The sequence below is a fragment of the Leptolyngbya sp. FACHB-36 genome, assembly GCF_014695955.1.
In the GTDB taxonomy this organism is placed as follows: domain Bacteria; phylum Cyanobacteriota; class Cyanobacteriia; order Leptolyngbyales; family Leptolyngbyaceae; genus FACHB-36.
Genome location: NZ_JACJPG010000370.1, coordinates 1 through 5,389 on the forward strand (window position 1 = coordinate 1; position 5,389 = coordinate 5,389).

Below are 5,389 nucleotides of genomic sequence, written 5' to 3' on the forward strand. Positions count from 1 at the left end.
GACGGCTGCCAAGCAATCCAACCCAGCCCAGTCTCTAGCCCAAAGAGCAGCACTACTCCCAAGACGCCAAGTCCCAGTCCCGCTGCTAGCGAGGTGAGCAGCGACGCGGTTGGCGTAAACCCATACTGAGAAAACGACGCACCTGTTAAGTGAGCGGTCCACCACAGCAAAAGTGGTGCGATCGCGTAGAGCGACAGCACCAGTGGAATTTTCTGAGCAACGGTAGGCACGTTGGGTGGACGCCACTGAAGCACAATCGCCAACGGGATCGCTAGCGGGAGCCACATCAGCACCCAAACTACGAAAAACGCGCCAATAGTGAGTGGGGCAGGTGCCTCAAGAAGCGACTTAACGAAAGTGCTCATTGTGTCAAAGCTCGACATGAGCAGGAACAACGATCGGCTGTGGTAGATGCAACTTAGAGGGTAAAAGTGAATCAACTGAGTCAGCCGCAGCGCAAATTATGCATGGTGCAATCATGGCTGTCTAAAATTAGACGATCGCAAACAGCAGCAGAGCAAATAAAATTTTGCTGCTCCTGCCGAAATATCTTTAGAGCGTCTAAATTCAGGATCGATCGTGACTCAAGCAGCAAAATGTCAATCAGTGGCGAGGATTTGATCTCGACCCTCACGCTCAATCATTTCTAAAATCGAGCGTCGTCTGGAGACCAAATTTATCTACTAGCTCTCCTCGTCCTCTTCGTCATATGAACCATTGACATCGCCCTTGCTATTGTCGAGCTGAATCAAATGAATGTGTTTATATCCAAGTTTAATTTCAAACTCATCTCCGGGCTTCAGTCCCATTGCCTGGGTATACGCTGCACCAATGACAATTTGACCGTTTTTGTGAACGCTAACTCGATAGGTAGGTTCGCGTCCGCGCCCATCTTTGGGTCCTTCGGGGTTGAGTGGAATGCCTCGTGCTGCCAGAACCGCATCATAGAAATCAGTCAAATTTACGCGCGTCTGGTTGTTTTTCGTGACCGTGTAGTATCCACACTGCTTCGCCGTCTCGCGGCGCGGTAAATGTGAGAGTTCTTTTACTTTTTGCAGTAGCGCTTTTCCAGTCAGCGGAGCCGTTGCAGTTTCAGCCATTTCTTTAATTCCTGAACAATTCAGGGCGACAAACAGAGTCTAAGCCAGTAGCCTGTGCACTATAAAGAATATATCCTTAAATTCCTCAAACTTAACAACGATCTTTTATAGCAATTTTGTAGTCGATCGTCTAAATCTCAGATAGGCTTCACCGCTTAAATCGTGAGTTCAGAAACATGTTCGGATGGCTCTACTGGTACTCACTCAGATCAGCATCAGCTCTACTAGAGATGCGGTGATTGTCAAAACGCCAGACGCTGAATTCAGTACTCATAAGGTTTGATAATTAAATCAAATAAGAAGTCAGGCTATTTTCCATGAAATCAAAATAGGGATTGCTAACGAGCAGCCTTCTGTGCGTTTATCGATGATCTGAGGTTCGGCATCAAAGGACTGTGTGACCCATGATGGCTGACTTGAATGATAGATTTACAACTGGTTTAGAATTGCTCTACAAGATTTACAACGGATTAGTCTAAAAGGCAGATTTGATCGTTGGTAGCGACCTTCTTAGATCTAAACTGGAGATGTCCGCAGAGATACGATTGCTGACCATGGAAGATCGACGTTAGCGTAATAGCACGCTGAATCCATACTTCTCACGCAGAAGGGTTGAGTCAGCCTAAACCTCAATAATTCTTCAGAATGGAAGTACTTTTTAAAGTCATCCGGCAGGAGCAGAATTGCTCTCCGCGAGTTCAGACCTACCAACTTGACGTTGAACCTAGCAGCACAATTCTGGACTGCCTGAACCAAATCAAGTGGGAATACGACGGCAGCCTTGCTTTTCGGAAAAACTGTCGCAATACCATTTGTGGCAGTTGCTCTATGCGAATCAATGGTCGATCGGCGTTAGCGTGCAAAGAGAATGTGGGAAGCGAACTTGAGCGGCTGAAGCAATCGTCGCCTAATGCAGCCGCTGTTCCAGAAATTACCCTAGCACCCATGGGCAACATGCCTGTGATCAAAGACCTGGTCGTGGACATGCAAAGCTTTTGGAGCAACCTAAAAGCAGTTGATCCCTACGTCAGCACGGAAGCGCGTCGCGTCCCAGAGCGAGAATTTTTGCAGACTCCAGAGGAGCGTTCACGCTTGAACCAGACAGGCAACTGCATCTTGTGCGGTGCTTGCTACTCAGAGTGCAATGCGTATGAGGTTAACCCAACGTTTGTTGGACCCCATGCTCTAGCAAAAGCGTATCGCATGGTAGCTGACTCCCGCGATCAGCAAACCGAGTCGCGGCTAGAGCAGTACAATCAGGGGACACAGGGCGTTTGGGGCTGCACCCGCTGCTACTACTGCAATTCTGTCTGTCCGATGGAGGTGGCTCCGCTCGAACAGATCAGCAAAATCAAAAGCGAAATTCTCGATCGCACCAACGCCCAGACAAGTCGCTCAATTCGCCACCGCAAAGTTCTGATTGAACTTGTGAAGCAGGGCGGCTGGATTGACGAGCGGCAGTTTGGCGTGCAGGTGGTTGGAAATTCCTTTCGAGACCTCAAAGGGTTGCTTAGTCTGGCACCTTTAGGCTGGCGAATGGTGACGAAGCGCAAGTTTCCTGCCAGCTTTGAGCCATCTGGAGGTGCATCGGAGGTGCGGGCGCTGATTACCTCAGTGCAGCGTCTAGACGCCTCACAACAGCGTGATACTCTATCTGATACTCCTGAACCCGTTGGTGGCTAATGATGCCTGATTCCTCTAAACAATCTGCTGAAGTTTTAAATCGCCCAGAGCCAGCTTTTGGCTGGACTGCCTATGCTGAACAGATCAATGGGCGCTTCGCGATGCTAGGATTCGTCGCGCTACTGCTGCTAGAGACTTTTACCGGACAGGACCTGATCACTTGGTTGGGGTTGCGGTAAAAGCACAGCATTTGGGCGCAGATTTTTTGGTAATTCGAGACGCGTTTACTAATGCTGTGCCCTTATGGTGGAGGCTGGCCGTTGATTGGCTGTCCAGCGCGGTTATACAGCAAAATATCCCACTGACCGGTGGCGCTGGACTCAAACGCGATCGTGTTGCCGTCCGCGCTAATGGTGGGGTTGCGGACCTGCGCCCGTAGATTCTCGGTCAGGTTGCGAAGCTGGCGTGTGTCGCGATCGTAGAGGTAGATGCTGGAGCGTCCCTCCCGCGATCCCGCAAACACAAGGTGGCGTCCGCTCTCTGAAATAGACGGACTCGACTCGATCACGTCGATCGCGTTAAGCCCTGGTAGCTCGATGAGATTGCGCGTTGTTGTGTCGTAAAGATAGATGTCTTGACTGCTGCGGCGATCAGACGCAAAGACAATGTAGCGCCCTGATATGCGCGGAGTTAATTCTGCAAAGGGGCTATTAAGGCTACGTCCACCGGGATCAAACGGTGTGTTAACGAGATAGGCAGTAGAACAGCCACCCAGCACGCTAGAGACAGCAAAAACAAACCAAAAACGCTTCACGGTGAGGGGCGCGATCGCGCGAAGTCAGGACTATCTAACTCAATATTAGGTCCCCGGTCCAGCAGTTCTAGATCCCACTGTCCCCGGATGCCCGTCTCGAAGACAATGTAGCGTCCATCCGGGCTAATGCTGGGATGGCGAAACCAGCCTCGATAGCCAGCAGTTAAAACTTGAACCTGTTGAGTTGCCCGATCGTACAGCTCGATCTCTGGACGGGCGCGATCGCTAGCAACATAGACAATGTAGCGTCCAGTGTAGCTGAGGCTAGGGGATTCGGCGATCGCGTCGCGACGGTTTAAGCGGGGCAAATTGACAAATTGCCGCTGCCTCAAGTCGTACATCAAAATGCCTCGGCTGCCGTCGCGATTGGAAACAAACGCCAAGAAACGCCCATCACCGCTAAGAGCAGGCTGTTCGTCGTTGTAGCGACTGTCTAGGTCGGCGGGACCTGTAGGGGCACTCCCCGGCGTACAAGCCACAAGTGAACTAACCAACAGCAGACTAAGACACGCGCCTAGCCTACGAAAATAGCCAGTATGGATTGCTTGGTTCACCGTCGCAGCGCTCAGCAGCCTGTTTAGTAGTCACCCCAGTTGTCATCTTCGCCTTTGTCACGGTCTACAGGCTTGTAGTCCACGTACTCGGAGGGTGAAGAATTGGAATCATCCCGACGAGAGCGGCTGGGTGGAGTGTCTTCGGTAGGCGTGGGGCGTGGGCGTCTGGGTCGGGTACCGCTGGGTGCTTGGTTGCCTGAACGCGAAGACGTGCCACGAGTGCGAGTGGGTGGTTGGTCCTCACGCACACTGGATACGTCGTCACGGCTTTCCGTGTAGTCTGTATAGTCGGACGGTCCCTCTTCTGCGCGGGGACGGGTGCGACGAGTGCGATCGCTCGAGCTAGAGCGTTCGCTGCTGCGGCGAGTCGATGGGCGACGGGGACGCTCCTCATCTTCGTACTCATCTCGCGAGCGCAAATTTGACGATCCCGAAATTCGTCGTCGAGGCTGACGCTCTTCGTAAGGATTCAGTTCTTCAAATTCGGCTTCTTGATACGCCCGGTAAACGGGACTAACTGGACGCTCATCGTCCACGATCGGCGTATTCTTTCTTGCTTGGTCGGTGGCAATTCCCCGCATCCGAATGCTTTCGAACGCAAAGAAAATCACGGAGCCTGTCAGAAGAAATTGACCAAATTGAAGAATCGGGTCTTGCCGCCAGCCTTGGAAGAACAAAATGCCGCCACAGAGCAGCGCTACGGCTGCAAAGAAAATGTCGTAGTCGCGTGCGAGCTTGGGACGCATCGATCGTAGAGCGTACAGCGCCACGCCCGAACACGCCAGCGCGATTCCAATGAAGGTTGACCAATTGGTCCCCAGAGCAACCTGCGCCAGGATTGGCTGAGTTGGCAGAATGCCCGTTCCAAAAATGCTGCCCAAAATCAGTCCGGCGTTGACCATTGAATCGTTCTCCTAAGTACTCCTATGGTAGCGACTCGCGCTACAAAGCTCTACGCACAGATTATGGTACCTGACGGCTGTTTGCCACAATAATGAAAACCCCAGTCGTCAGCGGAAGCCGTGAATAATCAGTTCCTTCCACTTTAGCCTGAGGTTTGCTGGATGCACGGATTTGAGCGTGCCGATCGCCATTAGGAGCGTTGGATTTTATCTCGCTGGCTGATAAAAACGAGCCCTATGGTTGCCGGAACTATAATAATTACGGCACCTGCTACCAGACTTAGTAAGAAATTTGCTAAAGACGGAGTCATGAATCCCTTTGCCTCTTTGAAAAACGATTCCTCATAATTTTAATGGTCTGTCACACACTTGAGAAGTCGATCGGGCAAAGTTAGC

7 protein-coding genes and 1 pseudogene are annotated in these 5,389 nt (G+C 51.4%); 2 read left to right on the forward strand and 6 right to left on the reverse strand.

From position 1 onward, the window contains the following. Positions 1 to 365, reverse strand: a pseudogene (locus H6F43_RS10340) (CPBP family intramembrane glutamate endopeptidase); the annotation flags it as partial. 318 nt (positions 366 to 683) lie between these two features. Further along, entirely contained in the window at positions 684 to 1,100 is a 417-nt protein-coding gene (locus H6F43_RS10345) for an AbrB family transcriptional regulator (RefSeq protein WP_190342696.1), read from the reverse strand. A 645-nt stretch (positions 1,101 to 1,745) separates the two neighbouring features. Here H6F43_RS10345 and H6F43_RS10350 point away from each other — a divergent pair. Both H6F43_RS10350 and H6F43_RS10355 read left to right on the forward strand, forming a co-directional pair. After that, positions 1,746 to 2,783, forward strand: a complete 1,038-nt coding sequence (locus H6F43_RS10350) for a succinate dehydrogenase/fumarate reductase iron-sulfur subunit (RefSeq protein ID WP_190342697.1) — start codon at positions 1,746 to 1,748, stop codon at positions 2,781 to 2,783. Further along, positions 2,783 to 2,962: a chlorophyll a/b-binding protein gene (locus tag H6F43_RS10355; RefSeq protein ID WP_190342698.1), complete on the forward strand. Its 180-nt coding sequence runs from the start codon at positions 2,783 to 2,785 to the stop codon at positions 2,960 to 2,962. The genes H6F43_RS10350 and H6F43_RS10355 overlap by 1 nt, the downstream gene beginning before the upstream one ends. A 62-nt stretch (positions 2,963 to 3,024) precedes the next feature. Here the strand turns inward: H6F43_RS10355 and H6F43_RS10360 are convergent, their stop codons facing one another. The 4 genes from H6F43_RS10360 to H6F43_RS10375 form a co-directional block, all read right to left on the reverse strand. Beyond that, on the reverse strand, positions 3,025 to 3,537 hold the full coding sequence (locus H6F43_RS10360) for a PD40 domain-containing protein (protein ID WP_190342699.1): 513 nt from the start codon (positions 3,535 to 3,537) through the stop codon (positions 3,025 to 3,027). Further along, positions 3,534 to 4,037: a PD40 domain-containing protein gene (locus H6F43_RS10365; RefSeq protein ID WP_199290257.1), complete on the reverse strand. Its 504-nt coding sequence runs from the start codon at positions 4,035 to 4,037 to the stop codon at positions 3,534 to 3,536. Before H6F43_RS10365 ends, H6F43_RS10360 begins: the two co-directional genes overlap by 4 nt. Positions 4,038 to 4,114: 77 nt before the next feature. Continuing rightward, a complete protein-coding gene (locus tag H6F43_RS10370; RefSeq protein WP_190342701.1) occupies positions 4,115 to 4,993 on the reverse strand; it encodes a Ycf66 family protein in 879 nt (292 codons plus the stop codon). 191 nt (positions 4,994 to 5,184) lie between these two features. After that, positions 5,185 to 5,304 carry a photosystem II reaction center X protein gene (locus tag H6F43_RS10375; RefSeq protein WP_190342702.1) on the reverse strand — a complete coding sequence of 40 codons (120 nt, stop codon included), beginning with the start codon at positions 5,302 to 5,304 and terminating at the stop codon, positions 5,185 to 5,187. Between the last annotated feature and the right edge of the window lie 85 nt (positions 5,305 to 5,389).

Coding starts and splice junctions, on each gene's coding strand:
- H6F43_RS10345 (WP_190342696.1), bottom strand. CDS start 1,100: ATGGCTGAAACTGCAACGGCTCCGCTGACTGGAAAAGCGCTACTGCAA.
- H6F43_RS10350 (WP_190342697.1), top strand. CDS start 1,746: ATGGAAGTACTTTTTAAAGTCATCCGGCAGGAGCAGAATTGCTCTCCG.
- H6F43_RS10355 (WP_190342698.1), top strand. CDS start 2,783: ATGATGCCTGATTCCTCTAAACAATCTGCTGAAGTTTTAAATCGCCCA.
- H6F43_RS10370 (WP_190342701.1), bottom strand. CDS start 4,993: ATGGTCAACGCCGGACTGATTTTGGGCAGCATTTTTGGAACGGGCATT.
- H6F43_RS10375 (WP_190342702.1), bottom strand. CDS start 5,304: ATGACTCCGTCTTTAGCAAATTTCTTACTAAGTCTGGTAGCAGGTGCC.